Below are 19,033 nucleotides of genomic sequence, written 5' to 3' on the forward strand. Positions count from 1 at the left end.
GCACTGCCGTTCGATCTGCTCAACGTCCGGGCCGCCCCGGAGATTCCCGGTGCGGCCGGTGTCGGCCCGTTGATGGTCGCACGGTCCGGAGACGGACGTCACGCGGATTTCCGGTGTGCGCCGGGTGCGCCGTGCGGGCCGTGCCGCCGGCACGGCCCGCACGCCTTCCACTCCGGGCGACGGTCACCCCTTGTGCAGGTGCGGCGCACCGGGCGTGGTCGCCACGTGCCGCTCCGCGGACTGCTGCTTGCCGCCGTCCGCCGGGACCTTCTTGACCTGCTGCTGCTTCCAGTCCGGGTGGCCGGGCATCGGCGGGGTCTTGGCGCCGTACAGCCAGTCCCAGAAGAAGCCGGAGAGGTTGTGGCCGTAGATCTGGGAGGCGAGGTCGATGAAGTCGGCGGTGCCGGCCACCCCGTCGCGGTGCTTGGCCACCCACTCCCTCTCCAGGCGCTCGAAGCCGGCCTTCCCCATCTTGTGCCGCAGGGCGTACAGGACCAGGGCGCTGCCGTCGTAGATCACCGGGCGGAAGATGCCGGTCTTCCGGCCCTTGTCGGGGACCTTGGGCAGGGCGGGCGGGCCGCCCTCCGCGCGCCAGCCGTCGGACGCCTCGTAGGCGTGCTTCATCCGGGTCTCCAGGGAGGCGCGGTGGTCGCCCTTCTCATCGGCGTAGAGGGCCTCGTACCAGGTGGCGTGGGCCTCGTTGAGCCAGACGTCGGACCACCGGCGGGGGCTGACGCTGTCGCCGAACCACTGGTGGGACAGCTCGTGCACCATCACCGACTCCACGTACCAGTCGGGCAGCTGGACGGTGGTGAACAGGCGCTTCTCGAAGAGCGAGAGGGTCTGGGTCTCCAGCTCGAAGCCGGTGCTGGCGTCGGCGATCAGCACCCCGTACGTCTCGAACGGGAACGGTCCGACCTTGCTCTCCATCCAGGCCATCTGGTCCGGCGTCTTGGCGAGCCAGCGGGCCAGCTGGAGCCGGGCCGAGGAGGGGACGACGTCGCGCAGCGGCAGCCCGTGCGGACCGTGGTGGTTCACGACGCCGGACCGCCCGATGGAGATCTGCGCCAGTTCGGTGGCCATGGGGTGGGCGGTGCGGTACGTCCAGGTGCGGCGCGCGCCGCGGGTGCCCTCGCCGACCGGCAGCCCGTTGGCGACCGCCACCAGGCCCTCGGGCGTGGTGATGTGGAAGGTGAACTCGGCCTTGTCGGAGGGGTGGTCGTTGCACGGGAAGACCCGGTGCGCGGCGTCCGCCTGGTTGGCCATCGCCAGTCCGTCGGTGGTGCGGATCCAGCCGCCGTCGCCCCGGCCGCGCGGGTCGCTGGTGTGGTGGACGACGATCCGCAGGTCCTGCCCGGGGTGGATGTGCGAGGCGGGGGTGAGGACCAGGTCCTCGCCGGCCTGCTCGTGCCGGGCGGGCTGCCCGTCGACGAGGACCGAACGCACGGTTCCGTCGGCGAAGTCGAGGTTGAGCCGATCGAGGTTGGCGGTGGCCCGGGCCTTGATCACGGTGATCACGTCCATCGGACGGTCGTTGTGGCCCGAGTAGTCCAGGGAGATGTCGTACGAGGTGACGTGGTAGCCGGGGTTGCCGAGCATCGGGAAGAGGCGGTCGCCGATGCCCAGCGGCTCGGCCGGCTGCGGCGCGGCCGCAGCGATCGTGGCGGCGACGGCGAGGCCGAGGGCGGCGGCCCGGCGGGGGATCCGGCCGCGGCGCGCGCGGGGGCGGTCCCGGTCGAGGGCGGAACGGTCGGCGGCTGGCCCGTCGGGCTCGCCGGACGGACGGCGCAAGGGAAGGGACATGGGCTACCGGTATCAGCGCGGCCCGCCCGCCCGTGGACGGCACGGCTGGACGGCACCCGAACGAGCGGCTGCTCGCCCGTCCGCTTGCGCCCGCGCGCGCGTTCTGCTGTCGGACGGGCGGATTCCGGGAGCGGGGTCAGCAGTTCCCCGTGCGCACCGCCGTGGCGGCCCGGACCACGTCGAAGACGCCGGGTACCTGGCGCATCGCGCGCATCAGGGAGGGCAGCCCGGCGGCGTTGGGCAGGTGGAGGGTGTAGGTGTGCCGGACCAGTTGCTCGTGCGGGGGTTCGACGGCGGCGGAGACCACCGCGGCGCCCTGGGCGGCGATCGCCTCGGTGAGGTCGGGCAGCAGATGCGGCCGGCTGAACGCCTCGGCCAGCAGCGTCACCCGGCAGCCGTGGCCGCCCTTGGCCGCGCCCCGCCAGCGCACCCCGACCGGCTGCCGACCCATCGCCGCCATCCGGGCCACCGCCGGACACAGGGCGCGGTGCACGGTGACCGTGCCGCCGCGGACCGCGAAGCCGGTGACGGTGTCCGGCGGCACCGGTGTGCAGCAGCCGGCCAGCCGGACGGTGGCGCCGGGCAGATCGGCCACCACCAGGCCGGAGGCGGCCCCGGCGCGGTCCGGGCCGGCCGGGCGGTGGGCCGGCACCCGGCGGCGTTCGCCGTGCCGCCCGGCGGGCGCGGCGGGCGGCACGGCGGTGCCCTGGGACCGGGCCAGCCAGCGGGAGATGGCGAGTCGGGCGGCGGGGGTGCGGGTGTGGTCGAGCCACTCCGGCGAGGGTCCGGCCAGGCCATCGGCGTCTTGGGCCATCAGCAGGTGGAGGTTGTCGCCGTCGTGCAGGACGGTGCCGAGCGTGGCGAGGCGGCCGTTGACCCGGGCGCCGATGCAGCCGTGCGCGGCCTCGCCGTGCTTGGCGTACGCCGCGTCCACACAGCTCGCTCCGGCGGGCAGCCCGATGGTGCCGGCCGGGCCGTCCGCTGCGGCGTCGGTGCAGAAGACGGTGATCTCGCGGTCCTGGGCGAGGTCGTCGCGGAGCGAGGTCCAGAAGGTGTCGGGGTCGGGGGTGGTGCGCTGCCATTCCAGGAGCCGGTCGAGCCAGCCGGGACGGGTGGGGTCGGCCCGTTCGCCCTCGGGTGCGTCCGCGCCGTCGGTGGGGGCGTAGGGGTTGCCCAACGCGATCACCCCGGCCTCGGCGACCCGGTGCATCCGGTGGGTGCGGATCAGGGTCTCGGCGATCTCGCCGGTCTCGCCGCCGACGGCGGTGTGCAGCGACTGGTAGAGGTTGAACTTGGGGGCCGCGATGAAGTCCTTGAACTCCGAGACCACCGGGGTGAAGCAGGTGTGCAGCTCCCCGAGGACGGCGTAGCAGTCGGCGTCCTCGGCCACCAGGACCAGCAGCCGCCCCAGGTCCGCGCCGGTGATCCGGCCGCGCGCCAGCAGGACCCGGTGCACGGAGACGAAGTGCCGTGGCCGGACGAGGACTTGGGCGTCGATGCCGGCGTCGGCCAGGATCGTCCGGGCCCGGGCGGCGATCGCGGCGAGCGGGTCGGGGTGGCCGCCGTACTTCTCCACCAGGCGCCGGGTCTCGGCGTACTCCTCGGGGTGCAGGATCGCGAAGACCAGGTCCTCCAGCTCGGTCTTGAGCGCCTGGACGCCGAGGCGTTCGGCGAGCGGGATCAGCACGTCGCGGGTGACCCCGGCGATCCGGGCCTGCTTCTCCGGGCGCATCACGCCGAGGGTGCGCATGTTGTGCAGCCGGTCGGCGAGCTTGATGGACATCACCCGGACGTCGTTGCCGGTGGCGACGAGCATCTTGCGGAAGGTCTCCGGCTCGGCCGCCGTGCCGTAGTCGACCTTCTCCAGTTTGGTGACGCCGTCGACCAGGTAGCAGACCTCGGCGCCGAACTCGGCCCGCACCTGATCCAGCGTCACATCCGTGTCCTCGACGGTGTCGTGGAGCAGGGAGGCGGTCAACGTCGTGGTTTCCGCGCCCAGTTCGGCGAGGATCAGGGTGACCGCGAGCGGGTGGGTGATGTACGGCTCGCCGCTCTTGCGCGTCTGGCCGCGGTGCGAGGACTCGGCGAGTTGGTACGCCCTGCTGAGGGTGTCCAGGTCGGCGTCGGGGTGGTGGTGTCGGTGCACCTTGGCGACGTGTTCCAGGGCGTCCGGCAGCCCGTCGCGGGGGGCGGGGCCGAGGAGTGCGGCGCGGCCGATGCGGCGGAGCCCCCGGAGCGCCGGCCCGGGGCGGCCGCGCCGGCGGTCCGCTGCTTCAGGGTTACCAGGGTTCGTGGCCTCTGCGCTCATGGGCACCTCCGGCGGCGTCGACCGGCGGTGGGACGCCGTCAGTTCGGGCGCCTGGGCCGGTGCTTGATGCTACCGAGCCCATCACGCAGCGCTGTCCGCCTCTCGCTCAGCGTGAAACGGATCACCCATTCGAGGGAACTTTCTGGCCGGAATCGTTTCTCCTCGCCGAAACCGCTTCCCCTGGGCGAGGGGCGTGCTCCGGCGCCCGTCAGCCGGCGAGCACGCCCGCCAGCCACTCCGGCGCGAAGGTGCCCTCGGCCACGATCACGGCCGGACCGGTCATCTCGACCGTGCCGTCCGGCAGCTCGGTGATGGTCAGGCTGCCGCCCAGCACATCGACGAGGTACGTCACCGGGGTGCCGGTCACGGCCGGGTCCAGGCCGTCCCGGCGGGCCGTGGCGACGGCCACCGCGCAGGCGCCGGTGCCGCAGGAACGGGTCTCGCCGGCGCCCCGCTCGTGCACCCGCATCGCCACGTGGCGCGGGCCGCGGTCCACGACGAACTCGATGTTCACACCGTCCGGGTACACCGCGGCCGGGCCGAACTCCGGCTGTTCCCGCAGCTCACCGGCGTGCGCCAGGTCCTCGACGAACGCGACGGCGTGCGGGTTGCCCATGTTGACGTTGCGGGCCGGCCAGCTGCGCCCGCCGACCTCGACCACCACGCCGTCCTCGGGGAGCACGGCGCGCCCCATGGAGACGGTCACGTCGCCGGTCTTGGCGAGGTGCACCCGGAGCACCCCGGCGCGGGTGGCGATCGCGACGTCGCCGGCCTCGACCAGCCCGGCGTGCAGGAGGTAGCGGGCGAAGACCCGGAGGCCGTTGCCGCACATCTCGGCGATCGTGCCGTCGCCGTTGCGGTAGTCCATGAACCACTCGGCGTCGTCGGCCATCGCCCGCGCCTCCGGGTGCGCGGCGGACCGCACCACGTGCAGCAGTCCGTCGCCGCCCACCCCGGCGCGGCGGTCGCAGATCCGGGCGACGGCGGTCGCGGGCAGGTCGATCCGGCCGTCCGGATCCGGGACGATCACGAAGTCGTTCTCGGTGCCGTGGCCCTTGAGGAAGGCGATGCGCTGGGTGCTGGTCACCCTTGAATCCTACGGGGAGGGCGGAACGTCGGCCGGTCGGGGCCGGGCCGCGGCGGGCGCCGGGCCGGGGAGCGGGGCCTCAGCGGAGGCGGGCCACCCGCCAGATCGCCAGCGCGGCGAGGACGGCGACCACGCTCGCATACAGGAGGACCACCCGCCAGCTGGCGCGGCGCCCGGAGCCGCGGACCGGGAGGCCGGGCCAGGTGTGGCCGACCCGGCGGGCCGCCATCATGCCCGCGCCGGCGGCGCAGCAGCACAGCAGCAGGCCGAGCATGGCGATCACCGCGCCGCCGTCGCCGCCGAACTCGAAGGCCAGCGGGAAGGCGAACATCAGCGAGCCGACGGCGGCCAGCGCCACTATCGGGGCGAGCTGCCACAGCCGCAGCCGCCGGGGCGGGCGCAGGTCGCGGAAGGACTCGCCGCCCTCGGGGGTCGGGCCGGGCTCGGCGTCGGGGCCGTCCGAGGCGTCGAGGGTGGCCGGGTGGCCGTCGGGGATGCCGTCCTCGGGCGCGTGGAGGCGGTCGTCGGGCTCGGTGCGGGCGTCGGGCACGGCCGGGCCGTCCTCGGCCTGCGCCGCCGCCCCGGCAGCGTCCCGGTCCGGTTGTTGGGCTCGGTTGCGAGGGCCGGCCTCCATTGCCACGCGCCCTCCCCACTGCCAGCTTGCACGCCTCGATCGATGGTCGATGATGACACGCCCTCAGGGGCCCGGATGACGGCCGGAGCGTCCCGATGCCATGACGTGATCAGGCTGTGACCGGTCGTTCGAGCAACGCCAGTGCCAGGGACGGGAGGTCGGCCCGCCGGTCGGCGGCGCCGCTGAGCCAGTGGACCCGCGGGTCCCGGCGGAACCACGAGTCCTGACGGCGCGCGAAGCGCTTGGTGGCGCGCACCGTTTCGTCACGCGCCGCCTGCTCGGTGCACTCCCCCGCCAGATACGCCAGGACCTGCTGGTAGCCGAGCGCCCGCGAGGCGGTGAGGCCCTCGCGCAGCCCCTCGGCCTCCAGTCCGCGCACCTCGTCGACCAGGCCGGCCTCCCACATCCGGTCGACCCGTGTGGCGATCCGCTCGTCGAGCTCGGGGCGCTCGACGTCGACGCCGATCTGCAGGGTGTCGTAGACCGCTTCGTGGCGCGGGAGGTTGGCGGTGAACGGGCGGCCGGTGAGCTCGATGACCTCCAGGGCGCGCACGATCCGGCGGCCGTTGCCGGCCAGGATGGCGCGGGCGGCCTCCGGGTCGGCGGCGGCGAGCCGGGCGTGCAGGGCGCCGCTGCCCTGCTCGGCGAGCTCGGCCTCCAGGCGGGCGCGCACGGCGGGGTCGGTGCCGGGGAAGTCCAGCACGTCCAGGGCGCCGCGGACGTAGAGGCCGGAGCCGCCGACCAGGACCGGGGTGCGCCCCTCGGCCAGCAGCCGGTCGATCTCGGCGCGGGCCAGCCGCTGGTACTCGGCGACGTTGGCCGCGCGGGTGACGTCCCAGATGTCGAGGAGGTGGTGCGGGACGCCCGCCCGCTCCTCGGGGGTGAGTTTGGCGGTGCCGATGTCCATGCCGCGGTAGAGCTGCATCGAGTCGGCGTTGATCACCTCACCGCCCAGGTGCCGGGCGAGCGCGACGCCCAGATCGGACTTTCCGGCCGCGGTGGGGCCGACGACGGCGATGACCCGCGGAGCGGGGGCGACGGTGTTCACCCCGTCAGTCTCGCAAACCTCCCGGCGCCATCTCGAACGAGCGACGTGACGGGGCACGGACGGCATCGTTGCCTGATGCGAGATCCCGAACGCCGGTGCGCTGCCGGGGCCCGTCGGGCGACGCAAGGGGACGCTCCGGGCGATGAGGGATTTCGCCCACATGAGGAGCGTAGGAGCAGTTATGGGCGTGTTTTCGCGGTTCCGCCGGCGCAAGTCCGACGCGGCGGAGGAGGGTGCCGCGGTGGCGGAGGCTGCGGCGGAGGAGTCGTCGGGGGCGGAGGGGGCCGCCGCCCCGGAACCGCCCGAGACCGCGGCGCAGGCGCTGGCGGAGACGGCAACGGAGGCTGCCGAGGCTGCGGAGGCACCGGAGGACGCCGCGGGGGGCCGGGAGGCGGACGGCGCCGCGGAGCCGCCCGAGGAGGCGGCCGACACGGCGGAGGAGGATGCGGCGCAGGGCGCAGGGGCCTCCGCGGAGCAGGCCGCCGCGGAGCCGGACGGCACGGCGGCGGACGGCGCGGAGCCGGCGCCCGTCGGGACGAGCGCCGCGGACGGTGCCGCCGGGATCCCGCGGCAGCAGGCCGCGGAGCCCGCGGTGGACAGCGAGGCGGGCGGCGGCACGCGGAAGTAGCCGACCGTCGACAGCCGCGGCGCGGCGGACGCGGGGCGCTCCGGCTCCCCCGCGTCCGCCGCGCCGCGGCGTGCGCGGCCGGAAAGGCAAGAACCACCGAGACGGCAGAGAACGCGGAGAACCCGGGAAACTCAGAGCACGACGCCGGGAGGACGGAGCCGCTGGACCGCCCGTCCGCGCGGGATCACGTCCAGGCCGCCACCATGTAGCCGACGCCGTACGGGGCCTCCTCGCGCAGCAGTTGGCCTCGCAGCCCGGCTCCCTCGGCGGCGCCCGCCAGGACCTGCCAGCAGGACCGTCCGGACGCGAGCAGGTCGGCGGCCAGCCGGTCGTCCAGGGCGGCCAGCGCGGTGGTGTCGGCGGTTCCCAGGGCGCGGGCCGCGTCGGCGTCGAACGCCTCGGCCCGCTCGTCGAAGTAGCCCGGCGCCTTGATCGAGCGGCGGGCGCTGCCGTCGCCGAGCACCAGGAGCGCCACCCGGGACGCGGAACCGGCGAGTTCCCGGCCCAGTGGGCGGCAGCGGTCGCCGGGCAGCCGCTCGGCCACCCCCAGCCCCTCCACGGGTGCGTCGGACCAGGCCGTGCGGGACAGCAGCCAGGCGCCGACGGCCAGCGACGGCGGCAGCTGCGGCCCGGGCGCCGGCGCCGCGCCGTCGGCGCCCAGCGTCACGTCGAGCTCCACCCCGAAGCCGCGGAACGAGCCGGGGGCACCCTGCGGATACCGTCCCTCGCCGCTCTCGTCGGCGGCCGGGCCCAGCACGACCAGCCGGTCGGGCCGGGCCGCGGCGAGCACCCCGACGGCGTCCAGGCAGGCGGCGCGCACCGGGTCCAGCTCCGGTGCGGCGCCGGCGGCGACGTCGGGGACGAGCAGCGGCGGACAGGGGCAGATGGCGGCGGCTACGAGCATGCACGCAGCGTAACGCCCGGGCCGTCGCGCGGGGCCGCCGGTCGGCCGGGAGCGGCCGGGGTCAGTCGCAGCCGCAGCCGGGCGCGGAGGCCGGCAGCGGCGCCGGGACGCCGACCTTCGGCAGGCCCAGCAGCACCCCGGCCGGCTTGGCGGCCTCGGTGGCCTGCCGCTTCTCCCAGGCGTCGCCGGCGCGGGTGCGGCGCACCTCCAGGACCGGGCCCTCGGCGAGGAGGTGGTGCGGGGCGGCGTAGGTGACCTCGACGGTGACCACGTCGCCGGGGCGCACCGGCTCGTCCGGCTTGGTGAAGTGCACCAGGCGGTTGTCGGCGGCGCGGCCGGAGAGCCGGTGGGTGGCGTCGTCCTTGCGGCCCTCGCCCTCCGCGACCATCAGCTCCAGGGTGCGGCCGACCTGCTTCTTGTTCTCCTCCCAGGAGATCTCCTCCTGGAGAGCGACCAGGCGCTCGTAGCGGGCCTGCACGACCTGCTTGGGGATCTGGTCGGCCATCTCGGCGGCGGGGGTGCCGGGGCGCTTGGAGTACTGGAAGGTGAACGCCTGGGCGAACCGGGCCTCCCGGACGACGTGCAGGGTCTGCTCGAAGTCCTCCTCGGTCTCGCCGGGGAAGCCGACGATGATGTCGGTGGTGATCGCCGCGTGCGGGATGGCGGCGCGCACCTTCTCGATGATCCCGAGGTAGCGCTCCTGGCGGTAGGAGCGGCGCATCGCCTTCAGGACGGTGTCGGAGCCGGACTGCAGCGGCATGTGCAGCTGCGGCATGACGCTGGGCGTCTCGGCCATCGCCGCGATCACGTCGTCGGTGAAGTCGCGCGGGTGCGGGGAGGTGAAGCGGATCCGCTCCAGCCCCTCGATCTTCCCGCAGGCCCGCAGCAGCTTGCTGAACGCCTCGCGGTCGCCGATGTCGGAGCCGTAGGCGTTGACGTTCTGGCCGAGCAGGGTGATCTCGGAGACGCCCTCGGCGACCAGCGCCTCGACCTCGGCGAGGATGTCGCCGGGGCGGCGGTCCTTCTCCTTGCCGCGCAGCGCCGGGACGATGCAGAACGTGCAGGTGTTGTTGCAGCCGACGGAGATGGAGACCCAGGCCGCGTAGGCGCTCTCCCGACGGGTCGGCAGCGTCGAGGGGAACGCCTCCAGCGACTCGGCGATCTCGACCTGCGCCTCCTCCTGGACGCGGGCGCGCTCCAGGAGGACCGGCAGCTTGCCGATGTTGTGCGTGCCGAAGACGACGTCCACCCAGGGCGCCTTCTTGACGATGGTGTCGCGGTCCTTCTGGGCCAGGCAGCCGCCGACCGCGATCTGCATGCCGGGCCGCCGGGCCTTGACCGGCGCGAGCCGGCCGAGGTTGCCGTACAGCCGGTTGTCGGCGTTCTCGCGCACCGCGCAGGTATTGAAGACGACGACGTCGGCGTCGCCCTCGTCGGTGCCCTCCGGGGCCCGTACGTAGCCCGCGTCCTCCAACAGGCCCGAGAGCCGCTCGGAGTCATGGACGTTCATCTGGCACCCGTAGGTGCGCACCTCGTACGTTTTCACTTCGGCCCCTGCTCCCCCGGCCACGTCGTTACCGCTCACCCGTCCAGGGTACGGGCTCCCGCCGGGGTGCTCCGCGGCCGTGGTCGCGGGGCGCGACCACGGGGGCGGCACGGGCTCAGGCCGTGGCGAAACGGGACCGTGCCTCGCCGTGCAGCCGGCCCGGTGGGAGTTTCCGGCCGAAGGCCACCATCAGGAGGTCCTGGGCGGCGCCGCGGAGCGGGGTCCCGGTGCCGTAGGACCAGTCCAGGTCGTCGGCGCGCAGGGCGACGCCGTCGAGGTCGGCGCCGAAGAACTTCGCGCCGCGCGGAGTGATGCCGGCGAGCAGGACCCGCAGCCGGTCCTCGGGGACGCGGCGGTCCAGGCCGAGCGGGACGGCGATGTCGAGGCCGTGCACGACGTCGTGGCCCAGAGCCGCCTCGAAGCCGCCGACCGGTGGGGTCCAGGGGTGGTGCGCGTTGTCCCGCAGGGCCGCGGCGAGGGCGGCCGGCGGGAGGGTGGCGGCGTCCTCGCGGGCGCAGCGGTCGGTCATCCGGTGCAGGCTGCCGCGGGCCTTGAGGAGCTCGGCGGCGATCTTGGGGAAGGAGTAGCGGAAGCCCAGCGACAGGTGGGCCGCCACCTCGCGAACCCGCCAGCCCGCGCACAGTGAGGGCGCGTCCCACTGCTCGGGCGAGAGGGCGTCCAGCAGGTCGGCGAGTGCGCGGCGTTCGGCGGCGATCGCGGCACGGATGTCCATCGTTGCTCCCCGGGTCCGGTCCGGCCCGGTATGCGGGGGGGCCGGTCGGTTTCCAGGATGTTGGCGGCGCGACCATAAGTCCAAGAGTTTGATCTTCTCGCACCTAGAATCGCTGGTTATGGAACTTCGGCAGCTCCAGTACTTCGTCGCGGTGGCGGAGGAGGCCAACTTCACCCGGGCCGCGGCCCGTCTGCACCTGGCCCAGCCGGGGGTCAGCGCCCAGGTCCGGCAGCTCGAACGGGAGCTGGGGCAGCCGCTGTTGGACCGCTCCGGCCGGTCGGTGACGCTCACCGAGGTGGGCGCGGCCGTGCTGCCGTACGCGCGGGCCGCGCTGGCCGCCGTCGAGGGCGTGCGGGAGACCGTGGCGGAGTTCACCGGGCTGCTGCGCGGCCAGGTCACCCTCGGGCTGGTGTCGGGGGCCGACGTGGTGCGGGAGGCCGAGGCGGTGTCGCTGCTGGCGGACTTCCACGACGCCCATCCGCAGGTGGACATCGCGCTCACCGAGGACAGTTCGGAGCGGATGCTCGCCGCGCTGCAGTGCGGGGAGTTGGACCTGGCGCTGCTCGGGACCGCCGATGAGGAGCCGCCGCCGGGGCTGGCGTTCCAGATCGTCGTGGACCAACCGCTGGTCGCGGCGGTCGCCCCGGACGATCCGCTGTTGGCGGACGCGGACGGCGGGCGGATCCCGCTGACCGCGCTGCGCGACCTGCCGCTGATCAGCCTGCCGCGCGGCACCGGGAGCCGCGCGGCGCTGGAACGTGTCTGTGCCGACGCGGGGTTCCGGCCGCGGATCGCCTTCGAGGCGGCGTCGCCGAAGCTGCTGGCCGGGCTCGCGGCGCGCGGCCTGGGCGTGGCGGTCGTGCCGGCGGGCGCCGCGGCGGGCGCCGGCGGACTGCGGACGCTGGAGTTCCGCGGGGCCCGGCCGCGGGGCCGGATCGCGCTGGCCTGGCGGGCGGACGGGCCGGCCGGGCCGGCGGCCCGGGCGCTGCTGGAGCGGCTGCGGGGGGCCTTGGGGACGGCGCCCCGGCCCGGTGACCGGACGGCGGCCGAGACGTGACCTTCCGGCCCCTCCCTTAGGGGCGTGCGGGCTGGCAGGATCCGGCCCATGGCGATCCTCTCCCGCCCCGGCCGCCGCCGGGCGCTGACCGCGGCGTCCGCGGCCCTGGCCCTGCTCGGGCTGGTGCTGTGGTGTGTGCGGCCGGGCGGGTCCGCCACACCCCGGGGCCAGGTGACGCTGGCCACCGGCGTGCCGACCGGGGTGTACGCGCGCTACGGGGAGCTGCTGAAGGACGATCTCGCACGGGACCTGCCGGAGGTGGACCTGCGCCTGGAGCGGAGCGAGGGATCGATCGACAATCTGCGCCAACTTGCCACCGGGCGGGCCGGGTTCACCATCGCTACGGCGGACGCGGTGGCCACCTACCGCGACCGGCAGGAGCCCGGCGCGGACCGGCTGCGGGCCTGCGCCCGGCTCTACGACGACTACATGCAGCTGGTGGTGCCCCGGGGGTCCGCGGTGCGCTCGGCCCGCGATCTCCGGGGGCTGCGGGTGGGGGTCGGCGCGGACGGGTCGGGCGTCCAGCTGATCACCCGGCGACTGTTGGAGGCGGCCGGCCTGGACTTCGGGACGGACATCGTCCCGGTACGGGTGGGCATCGACCGGATGCCGGGCATGTTGGAGCACGGCGATCTGGACGCGTTCTTCTGGTCGGGCGGGCTGCCGACGCTGGCGGTGCAGCGCCTGGCGCAGCGGTACCCGGTGCGGCTGGTGCAGCTGGGGGACCTGATCCCGGCGCTGCACCGGCAGGGCGAGCGGACCCGTTACTACCGTGCGGCGGTGATGCCGGCCGACGCCTATCCGCGGGTCCAGAACGGGCAGGCGGTGAAGACGATCGCGGTGGCGAACCTGCTGGTGACCACGGACCGGGAGGACGCGGCGCTGACGTTCGGGATCACCCGGACCGTCATCAACAGCCGGGACGCGATCGGCCACGAGGTGCACGCGGCGCAGAACGTGGACCTGCGCACGGCGGTGTTCACCGATCCGCTGCCGCTGCACACCGGGGCCCGGGACTACTACGTCTCGGTCAAGCAGTGACGGGAGCGGCGGGAACCGCAAGGGCAACGGCGGGGGGGGCAACGGCGGGTGCGTCGCCCGGTGTGCGGCGAGCCGGTCGGTGCGATGCGCGGCGCAATGCCGTGATTGCCTCGGTGCAATGAGCCGCGCAATACGTCGTGCAATACGTCGTGCAAGAGGTCGCGCGATGCGGGGTGCGCGATGCCGCGGACCGGTCAGGGCGCGCTGCGCGGCACGGAGACGGTGACCGTCAGGCCGTGCGGCGGGTGCGGCGCGTAGGCGATGGTCGCGCCGCCGGCGGCGAGCAGCGTGCGGGTGATCGACAGGCCGAGGCCGGAGCCGGAGACGTTCTGGTGCCGGCCGCTGCGCCAGAACCGGTCGCCGATCCGGGCAAGTTCGTCCTCGGCCAACCCGGGTCCGCGGTCGGCGACGGTGATCGTGACGCGTTCGCCGTCGGGGGTCACCGCCACCGCGACCGGTTCACCGGCCGGGGTGAACTTCAGCGCGTTGTCGACGACCGCGTCCAGGGCGCTGGAGAGGGCGACCGGGTCGGCCCAGCCGGTGACCGCGGGACGCCCCTCGTAGGTGAGGCGGACGCCCTTGTCCTCGGCCAACGGGCGCCACGCGTCGATGCGTTCGGCGGCCAGCGCCGCGACGTCGGTGAGCTGGAGGTCGGCGGCGGCGTGCTCGGCGAGCGCCAGGTCGAGGAGGTCGTCCAGCACTCGGGCGAGCCGTTTGCCCTCGGTGCGGACGGAGGCGATCTCCTCGTTGCCCTCGGGGAGTTCGAGGGCCAGCAGCTCGATCCGCAGCAGCAGCGCGGACAGCGGGTTGCGCAGCTGGTGGGAGGCGTCGGCGACGAAGGCGCGCTGTTGTTCCAGGACGTCCTCGACGTGGTCGGCCATCTCGTTGAACGAGCGGGCCAGCCGGCGGAGTTCGGGCGGTCCCGCGGTGGCGGCGACCCGGGCGTTCATCCGGCCGGTGGCGATGTCGTGGCTGGCCGTGTCGAGCACCCGGACCGGGCGCAGCACCCAGCCGGTGAGCCGGAACGCCGCGGCGACGGCGACCAGCATGGCCGCGCACTCCCCGGCCGCGATCAGCAGCCAGCCGTGCAGGATGCGCGCCCGCATCCGGCCGGTGGGCGAGTCGGTGACGACCACGGCGACCACGTCGCCGTCGCGGATGACCGGCGAGGCGACCGGGATCCGGCCGGTGTCGTCCCAGGGCCAGATCTGGTGCGGGTCGTGGCTGCGGCGGCCGGCCAGCGCCTCGCTGAACGCCTGGGCGCCCTCACCGCCGGTCGGCACCGTCAGGTCCTGCGGGGCGGCGGCCATCGGGGTGCGGTCGCGGTAGAAGACGCCGGCCCGGATCCCGTAGAGCTCCTCGTAGCGGGTGAGTTCGGCCCGGAGGGTGGCCAGCCGCTCGTCCTCCTCCGGGGTCTTGTTGCCGGCGTCGGCGCTGGGGCGGGCGGTGACGAACTGGGCGAGGGAGGCGAACCGGGCGGCGTCGTCGATCCGGTCGACGACCACCTTCTGCTGCTCCACCCCGGCGGTGATCACGCCGAGCGGCACGCCGAGCGCGAGCAGCACGCCGGCCATCAGCACGATGAGGAGCGGGAGGAGTCGGGTGCGCACGGGGCCGGGCAGCCGTCAGGGGGCCGGCGGCCGGACGTCCGGCGCGGGGCCGGCGACCGGGGCGACGAGGCGGTAGCCGACGCCGCGGATCGTCTCGATCAGCGCCGGCATGCGGAGTTTGGCGCGGAGCGAGGCGATGTGCACCTCCAGCGTGCGGCCGGTGCCCTCCCAGCTCGTCCGCCAGACCTCGCTGATGATCTGCTCCCGGCGGAAGACCACCCCGGGGCGCTGCGCGAGCAGGGCCAACAGGTCGAACTCCTTACGGGTGAGCGGGACGACCGTCCCGTCCACGGACACCTGGCGGGTGGGGAGTTCGACGGCGAGCGACCCGAGCCGCAGCGGCTCCCGGGGGACGCTCTCCTCGACCGGCTGGTCGGCGCCGGTCCCTGCCGCGCCGGTGCGCCGGCTCACCGCGTGGATGCGGGCCAGCAGTTCACCGGTGTCGTAGGGCTTGACGACGTAGTCGTCGGCGCCGAGGTTGAGGCCGTGTATCCGGGAGCGGACGTCGGAGCGCGCGGTGACCATGATGACCGGGGTCGCGGAGACCTTGCGGATCCGGCCGCACACCTCGAAGCCGTCCTGGTCGGGCAGCCCGAGGTCGAGCAGCACCACGGCGAACGGCTCGGCGTCGTCGGGCAGCAGCGCCTGCAGCGCCTCGCCGCCGCTGCGGGCGTGCACCACGGTCAGGCCGTGCCGGGACAGCACCGCGGACAGGGCCGCGGCGACATGGTCGTCGTCCTCGACGAGCAGCAGTCTCATCGGGCCCTCCTCTCGGTACGCGTACGGGCCACAGGGCATCTACGGCGATGGGTGGCCCAGCCGTCAAGAGGCCGCCACCTCCGGTCCGCCATCCGTTACCCACCCGGTACCCCCCCGGGGACGTACCGTCAGTATTCGCTCGCCGCCCCGCCCGCCTGCCCGTTCACACTAGGTGTCCGTTTGCAGCCGGATCGTTATGCTCAATTCTCGCTCAGAAGTAATGACGCTGGTCGCAGCCCGTCATTAGGGTCCTCCCAACCGAGGAGGACGGAGCTGTACGCCGATGAGCGAAGTACCGGTGGCCAAGAACGCCGGGGGCCCTGCGCCCGCGGGAGAACCGTTGGTCGTGCTGGACAACGTGAACAAGCACTTCGGCGCGCTGCACGTGCTCCAGGACATCAACCTGACGATCCGGCGCGGCGAGGTGGTCGTGGTGATCGGGCCCTCCGGGTCCGGCAAGTCCACCCTCTGCCGCACGATCAACCGCCTGGAGACCATCGACACCGGCAGTATCGGCATCGACGGCAAGCCGCTGCCCCAGGAGGGGCGTGAACTGGCCCGGCTGCGTGCCGACGTGGGCATGGTGTTCCAGTCCTTCAACCTCTTCGCGCACAAGACCGTGCTGGAAAACGTGATGCTGGGCCAGACCAAGGTCCGCAGGACGGACAAGGCGACCGCGGAGAAGAAGGCCAGGACGCTGCTCGACCGGGTCGGCGTCGGCGCCCAGGCGGAGAAGTACCCCGCCCAGCTTTCCGGCGGCCAGCAGCAGCGGGTGGCGATCGCCCGCGCCCTGGCGATGGACCCGAAGGTGATGCTCTTCGACGAGCCGACCTCGGCGCTGGACCCGGAGATGATCAACGAGGTGCTGGAGGTCATGCAGCAGCTCGCCCGGGACGGCATGACGATGGTCGTGGTCACCCACGAGATGGGGTTCGCGCGCTCCGCGGCGAACCGGGTGGTCTTCATGGCGGACGGCAAGATCATCGAAGAGGCCGAGCCGAACCAGTTCTTCAACAACCCGCGCACCGACCGGGCGAAGGACTTCCTGTCGAAGATCCTCCACCACTGAGGCCGCAGTCGGGCCACCATGATTGCCAACACCTGTTGAACCAAAGGATGTTCACCATGAGGATGCGTAAGACGGCTGCGGCGGGCGCGATGATGCTCGCGCTGGCGGCGACGGCGACCGCGTGCGGCGGCCAGTCCGGATCGGCAGGCGACAAGCAGCCCGGAAGCGACGTCTACAGCGCCGACTACCAGGTCGCCAAGGACGTCAAGGTCGACTCCCCGACGCTGCAGAAGGCCCAGAAGGCCGGCAAGATCACCATCGGCGTCAAGGCCGACCAGCCGTTCCTCGGCTTCAAGGACCCGGCGACCAACACCTACTCCGGCTTCGACATCGAGATCGCCAAGATGATCGCCGCCGACCTGGGCTTCTCCGCGAAGCAGATCAACTTCCAGACCGTCGACTCCAACGTCCGCGAGACCGCCATCTCCAAGGGCCAGGTCGACTACTACGTCGGTACGTACACCATCAACGACGAGCGCAAGAAGCAGGTCAGCTTCGCGGGCCCGTACTACACCGCCGGCGCCGACCTCCTGGTGCGCCAGGACGACAAGGCGGTCACCGGGCCGGACGCCCTCCAGGGCAAGAAGGTCTGCTCGATCGTCGGCTCCACCCCGCTCCAGGAGATCAAGAAGAAGAAGTACGGCGCCAACACCACCGAGTTGTCGAAGTACTCGGACTGCGTGAAGAACCTGCTGGACGGCTCGGTCGACGCGGTCACCACCGACGACGCGATCCTCAAGGGCTACGCCGCCCAGCGCCCGGGCAAGCTCCGCGTCGTCGGGAAGCCCTTCACCAAGGAGCCCTACGGCGTCGGCCTGGGCAAGGACGACAAGGCGCTGCGCGACGCGATCACCACCGCGCTGGAGAACCACATCAAGAACGGCGACTACAAGAAGGCGTACGAGGCCACGCTCGGCAAGTCCGGCTCCGCCTACGTCGCCCCGGAGACGCCGCTGCCGCGCTACTGACGGCCCGCGCACGCACCGGACCGCGCCGCCCCGTACGCCCGCCGCGACGGGTGTACGGGGCGCGCTGTCTTCCGCGCACCCCCACCGCCCCGCGGGCGGCGTCGCGCAGTTGCCCGTAGTACCCCGCCGTTACCCGCCGCCGACCCGACCGCTACCGCGGAGACCCCATGAACGTACTCCTCGATTATCTGCCCGAGTTCCGGGACGGGTTCCTCGGAACCCTGGCGATCACCGCGTCCGCCGCGCTGCTCGCGCTGGTGCTCGGCGTGCTCATAGCCGGTTTCCGGGTCTCTCCGGTCCCGCCGCTGCGCGCCTTCGGCACGGCCTGGGTGACGGTGCTGCGCAACACGCCGCTGACGCTGCTCTTCCTGGTCGCCTTCTTCGTCGTGCCGCAGATCCTCTTCCAGGGTGCCAGCCCGTACGTCCTGGCCACGCTGGCGCTCGGCTTCTACACCTCCTCGTTCGTGTGCGAGGCGGTGCGGTCCGGCATCACCACCGTGCCGCTGGGCCAAGCGGAGGCGGCCCGCAGCCTGGGCATGAGCTTCCCCCAGACGCTGCGGCTGGTGGTGCTCCCGCAGGCGACCCGCACCGTGATCCCGCCGCTGAGCAGCATCATCATCGCGCTCACCAAGAACTCCGCGATCGCCGGCGCGTTCGGCTACGGCGAGCTGTTCAACGTCTCCAAGCTGCTCAACGACAGGGGCTACCCGATCGCCTGGATCTTCCTGTGGACGGCGCTGGCCTACCTCGTCATCACCTTCGCAGTCAGCGGCCTGTTCCGGCTGCTGGAGCGCCGGTTGGGGGTCGCCCGATGAGTGGCACCGGCAGCCGTGACACCAGGAACGACATGTACGGACGGGCGCCGTCGCCGCGCACCGGCGGGACGGGACGAAGCGAGGTAAGGGCATGAGTGGCGCGAGCGTTCTCTACGACGTGCCGGGGCCGAAGGCGAAGGCCCGCAACCGCGTCTACAGCGTCATCGGCGCGCTGGCGGTGCTGGGGCTGATCGCCTTCGCGTTCCTGCGGCTGGACGCCAAGGGCCAACTGGACCCCGAGGTCTGGCGGATCTTCAACTACGCCGGGGTGCGTACCAGCATCCGCGACGGTGTCCTGACGACCCTTCAGGTCTTTGCGGTGGCGGCGGTGCTGTCGCTGGTGCTGGGCCTGCTGCTGACGGTGGCCCGACTCTCCGACCACAAGCCGATCCGCTGGCTGGCCACCGGCTTCATCGAGCTGTTCCGCGCGGTCCCGCTGCTGATCACGATCTACGCACTGTGGGTCATCCTGCTCACCAACCGGGACGCGCTGGGCCTGACCGGCAGCCAGCCGCAGTTCTGGGCGCTGGTCGCGGGCCTGACGGTCTACAACGGTTCGGTGCAGGCCGAGGTGCTGCGGGCCGGCATCAACGCCGTGCCCAAGGGCCAGAAGGAGGCCGCGTACGCGCTCGGCCTGAGCAAGACGCAGGTCATGACGACCGTGCTGCTCCCGCAGGCGGTCCGGGCGATGCTGCCCACGATCATCAGCCAGCTGGTGGTGACCCTGAAGGACACCTCGCTCGGTTACATCATCACCTTCGAGGAACTCCTCTACACCGCCCGCCTGATGAGCACCAACATCATCGTCAACGGGAACGACACCTACATCCCGGTGATCATCGTCATCGGCAGCATCTACGTGGCGATGTGCCTGGCGCTGTCCGCCCTGGCCACCTGGATCGAGCGGCGCGGGCGCCGGGCCCGGACCGGTATCCGGGTCGGCGCGGCAGCCGAGCCGGTGGCGGCCGCGGACGCCGCGGAGAGCGCCGAGGCCCCGGCCGGCACGAAGGACTGACGGAAGGT

The 19,033-nt window shown here is 73.4% G+C and carries 17 protein-coding genes; 7 read left to right on the forward strand and 10 right to left on the reverse strand.

All coding sequences use genetic code 11. From position 1 onward, the window contains the following. Positions 1-183: 183 nt before the first annotated feature. The 5 genes from SNOUR_RS12120 to miaA all read right to left on the reverse strand — a co-directional run bounded on the left by SNOUR_RS12120 (position 184) and on the right by miaA (position 6,880). Entirely contained in the window at positions 184-1,803 is a 1,620-nt protein-coding gene (locus tag SNOUR_RS12120; protein ID WP_067346399.1) for a M1 family metallopeptidase, read from the reverse strand. Between the two features lie 136 nt (positions 1,804-1,939). After that, positions 1,940-4,111 (reverse strand): RelA/SpoT family protein, encoded by a 2,172-nt coding sequence (locus tag SNOUR_RS12125; protein ID WP_067346400.1) that lies wholly within the window; start codon positions 4,109-4,111, stop codon positions 1,940-1,942. Positions 4,112-4,319: 208 nt separating this feature from the next. Further along, on the reverse strand, positions 4,320-5,198 hold the full coding sequence (dapF, locus tag SNOUR_RS12130) for a diaminopimelate epimerase (RefSeq protein ID WP_067346402.1): 879 nt from the start codon (positions 5,196-5,198) through the stop codon (positions 4,320-4,322). A gap of 79 nt (positions 5,199-5,277) precedes the next feature. After that, positions 5,278-5,832: a hypothetical protein gene (locus tag SNOUR_RS12135; protein ID WP_174717865.1), complete on the reverse strand. Its 555-nt coding sequence runs from the start codon at positions 5,830-5,832 to the stop codon at positions 5,278-5,280. Between the two features lie 109 nt (positions 5,833-5,941). Continuing rightward, positions 5,942-6,880 carry a tRNA (adenosine(37)-N6)-dimethylallyltransferase MiaA gene (gene miaA / locus SNOUR_RS12140; RefSeq protein WP_067346408.1) on the reverse strand — a complete coding sequence of 313 codons (939 nt, stop codon included), beginning with the start codon at positions 6,878-6,880 and terminating at the stop codon, positions 5,942-5,944. A 181-nt stretch (positions 6,881-7,061) separates the two neighbouring features. On the opposite strand from miaA, the gene SNOUR_RS12145 reads away from it, so the two are divergent. Beyond that, a complete protein-coding gene (locus tag SNOUR_RS12145) occupies positions 7,062-7,508 on the forward strand; it encodes a hypothetical protein (protein WP_067346410.1) in 447 nt (148 codons plus the stop codon). Between the two features lie 184 nt (positions 7,509-7,692). Here the strand turns inward: SNOUR_RS12145 and SNOUR_RS12150 are convergent, their stop codons facing one another. The 3 genes from SNOUR_RS12150 to SNOUR_RS12160 form a co-directional block, all read right to left on the reverse strand. Then, the gene (locus SNOUR_RS12150) at positions 7,693-8,412 is read right to left on the reverse strand and encodes a class III extradiol dioxygenase subunit B-like domain-containing protein (protein WP_067346411.1); all 720 of its coding nucleotides are present in this window, start codon (positions 8,410-8,412) and stop codon (positions 7,693-7,695) included. A gap of 61 nt (positions 8,413-8,473) precedes the next feature. Beyond that, positions 8,474-9,982: a tRNA (N6-isopentenyl adenosine(37)-C2)-methylthiotransferase MiaB gene (gene miaB, locus SNOUR_RS12155; RefSeq protein ID WP_099055816.1), complete on the reverse strand. Its 1,509-nt coding sequence runs from the start codon at positions 9,980-9,982 to the stop codon at positions 8,474-8,476. Positions 9,983-10,073: 91 nt separating this feature from the next. Next, positions 10,074-10,691, reverse strand: coding sequence for a maleylpyruvate isomerase family mycothiol-dependent enzyme (locus SNOUR_RS12160; protein ID WP_067346413.1), 618 nt, complete (start codon positions 10,689-10,691; stop codon positions 10,074-10,076). 118 nt (positions 10,692-10,809) lie between these two features. Between SNOUR_RS12160 and SNOUR_RS12165 the strand changes: the two genes are divergently transcribed. Both SNOUR_RS12165 and SNOUR_RS12170 read left to right on the forward strand, forming a co-directional pair. Beyond that, positions 10,810-11,748, forward strand: coding sequence for a LysR family transcriptional regulator (locus SNOUR_RS12165; RefSeq protein ID WP_067346414.1), 939 nt, complete (start codon positions 10,810-10,812; stop codon positions 11,746-11,748). A 48-nt stretch (positions 11,749-11,796) separates the two neighbouring features. Further along, positions 11,797-12,789, forward strand: a complete 993-nt coding sequence (locus SNOUR_RS12170) for a TAXI family TRAP transporter solute-binding subunit (protein WP_067346415.1) — start codon at positions 11,797-11,799, stop codon at positions 12,787-12,789. Positions 12,790-12,983: 194 nt separating this feature from the next. On the opposite strand, the gene SNOUR_RS12175 is transcribed toward SNOUR_RS12170, so the two are convergent. Together SNOUR_RS12175 and SNOUR_RS12180 are read right to left on the reverse strand one after the other, a co-directional pair. Then, complete coding sequence (locus tag SNOUR_RS12175; RefSeq protein ID WP_067346416.1) at positions 12,984-14,399, reverse strand: sensor histidine kinase; 1,416 nt, start codon at positions 14,397-14,399, stop codon at positions 12,984-12,986. 15 nt (positions 14,400-14,414) lie between these two features. After that, on the reverse strand, positions 14,415-15,158 hold the full coding sequence (locus SNOUR_RS12180; protein ID WP_067346417.1) for a response regulator transcription factor: 744 nt from the start codon (positions 15,156-15,158) through the stop codon (positions 14,415-14,417). A 283-nt stretch (positions 15,159-15,441) separates the two neighbouring features. Here SNOUR_RS12180 and SNOUR_RS12185 point away from each other — a divergent pair, with 283 nt between their 5' ends. From SNOUR_RS12185 to SNOUR_RS12200, 4 genes are all read left to right on the forward strand, one after another. Next, complete coding sequence (locus SNOUR_RS12185) at positions 15,442-16,227, forward strand: amino acid ABC transporter ATP-binding protein (RefSeq protein ID WP_067346418.1); 786 nt, start codon at positions 15,442-15,444, stop codon at positions 16,225-16,227. Positions 16,228-16,283: 56 nt separating this feature from the next. After that, complete coding sequence (locus tag SNOUR_RS12190) at positions 16,284-17,195, forward strand: glutamate ABC transporter substrate-binding protein (protein WP_067358193.1); 912 nt, start codon at positions 16,284-16,286, stop codon at positions 17,193-17,195. A gap of 167 nt (positions 17,196-17,362) precedes the next feature. Then, positions 17,363-18,010 (forward strand): amino acid ABC transporter permease, encoded by a 648-nt coding sequence (locus SNOUR_RS12195; protein ID WP_039632149.1) that lies wholly within the window; start codon positions 17,363-17,365, stop codon positions 18,008-18,010. A gap of 91 nt (positions 18,011-18,101) precedes the next feature. Next, the gene (locus tag SNOUR_RS12200) at positions 18,102-19,025 is read left to right on the forward strand and encodes an amino acid ABC transporter permease (RefSeq protein ID WP_067346420.1); all 924 of its coding nucleotides are present in this window, start codon (positions 18,102-18,104) and stop codon (positions 19,023-19,025) included. Positions 19,026-19,033: the final 8 nt, after the last annotated feature.

This window comes from Streptomyces noursei ATCC 11455 (assembly GCF_001704275.1).
Classification (GTDB): Bacteria; Actinomycetota; Actinomycetes; order Streptomycetales; family Streptomycetaceae; genus Streptomyces; species Streptomyces noursei.

Bases quoted from the DNA above. Each gene is read 5' to 3' on its own strand.
- SNOUR_RS12125 (WP_067346400.1), bottom strand. From the start codon at position 4,111: ATGAGCGCAGAGGCCACGAACCCTGGTAACCCTGAAGCAGCGGACCGC.
- SNOUR_RS12120 (WP_067346399.1), bottom strand. From the start codon at position 1,803: ATGTCCCTTCCCTTGCGCCGTCCGTCCGGCGAGCCCGACGGGCCAGCC.
- SNOUR_RS12160 (WP_067346413.1), bottom strand. From the start codon at position 10,691: ATGGACATCCGTGCCGCGATCGCCGCCGAACGCCGCGCACTCGCCGAC.
- SNOUR_RS12190 (WP_067358193.1), top strand. From the start codon at position 16,284: ATGAGGATGCGTAAGACGGCTGCGGCGGGCGCGATGATGCTCGCGCTG.
- SNOUR_RS12135 (WP_174717865.1), bottom strand. From the start codon at position 5,832: ATGGAGGCCGGCCCTCGCAACCGAGCCCAACAACCGGACCGGGACGCT.
- SNOUR_RS12200 (WP_067346420.1), top strand. From the start codon at position 18,102: ATGAGTGGCGCGAGCGTTCTCTACGACGTGCCGGGGCCGAAGGCGAAG.
- SNOUR_RS12170 (WP_067346415.1), top strand. From the start codon at position 11,797: ATGGCGATCCTCTCCCGCCCCGGCCGCCGCCGGGCGCTGACCGCGGCG.
- SNOUR_RS12185 (WP_067346418.1), top strand. From the start codon at position 15,442: ATGAGCGAAGTACCGGTGGCCAAGAACGCCGGGGGCCCTGCGCCCGCG.
- SNOUR_RS12165 (WP_067346414.1), top strand. From the start codon at position 10,810: ATGGAACTTCGGCAGCTCCAGTACTTCGTCGCGGTGGCGGAGGAGGCC.
- SNOUR_RS12195 (WP_039632149.1), top strand. From the start codon at position 17,363: ATGAACGTACTCCTCGATTATCTGCCCGAGTTCCGGGACGGGTTCCTC.
- SNOUR_RS12180 (WP_067346417.1), bottom strand. From the start codon at position 15,158: ATGAGACTGCTGCTCGTCGAGGACGACGACCATGTCGCCGCGGCCCTG.
- SNOUR_RS12145 (WP_067346410.1), top strand. From the start codon at position 7,062: ATGGGCGTGTTTTCGCGGTTCCGCCGGCGCAAGTCCGACGCGGCGGAG.
- SNOUR_RS12150 (WP_067346411.1), bottom strand. From the start codon at position 8,412: ATGCTCGTAGCCGCCGCCATCTGCCCCTGTCCGCCGCTGCTCGTCCCC.